Below are 692 nucleotides of genomic sequence, written 5' to 3'. Positions count from 1 at the left end.
TGGTGGAGGATGACGGGCTCGAACCGCCGACCCTCTGCTTGTAAGGCAGATGCTCTCCCAGCTGAGCTAATCCTCCACTATGTAGGAATCTCTCGATCCGACAAAGATTATTATATACAGGTTTTACTCATTTGTAAAGGCTATATTAAAAAAATTTTATTTCATTTTTCATAACGTATTTCTTTTAACAGATGATGTTGATGTTACCAGTCAAAACGGCTTCAATTCAACGATTAACAGCTGTATTTCTCTTATCTATATTCTCTCTAAAAACGAGTAAATCCTTTAAAAATATCAGCAACCTTTCAATTTTTATACTTTAATGATATAGATATTTCTTTATTTCAACTGTTAAACGCAATGAATGTTTTGACTTCAATAAAATAGACTTATACAACTCCATTTAAATGAATGAATTTGTATCAGGCATCTATACACCTGCTATTCTTTCTCTCTATTACTTTTCTCCATACTTAAAAGTGAACATGCTTCACAGACTTTCACGTTGATTTAGAGCATCTCCACGCTTATAGTGAATTAAAACAACCTGATTTATACCACATATGTATCAAGGTGATCTTCTTTCAAACAGCACAAAAAAGACCAGTTCCGATTGGAACTGATCCTTTGAAAAGCTTGGCGGCGTCCTACTCTCACAGGGGGAAACCCCCAACTACCATCGGCGCTGAAGA

1 tRNA gene is annotated in these 692 nt (G+C 35.8%); it reads right to left on the bottom strand.

Going from position 1 to position 692, the window contains the following annotated elements:
* Window positions 1–76 (bottom strand) — tRNA-Val (locus ACTJJQ_RS19220).
* Window positions 77–692: the final 616 nt, after the last annotated feature.

The organism is Bacillus sp. 22483, assembly GCF_052044605.1.
GTDB lineage: Bacteria > Bacillota > Bacilli > Bacillales > Bacillaceae > Bacillus > Bacillus altitudinis.
This window is presented reverse-complemented; position numbering and strand designations above follow the sequence as displayed.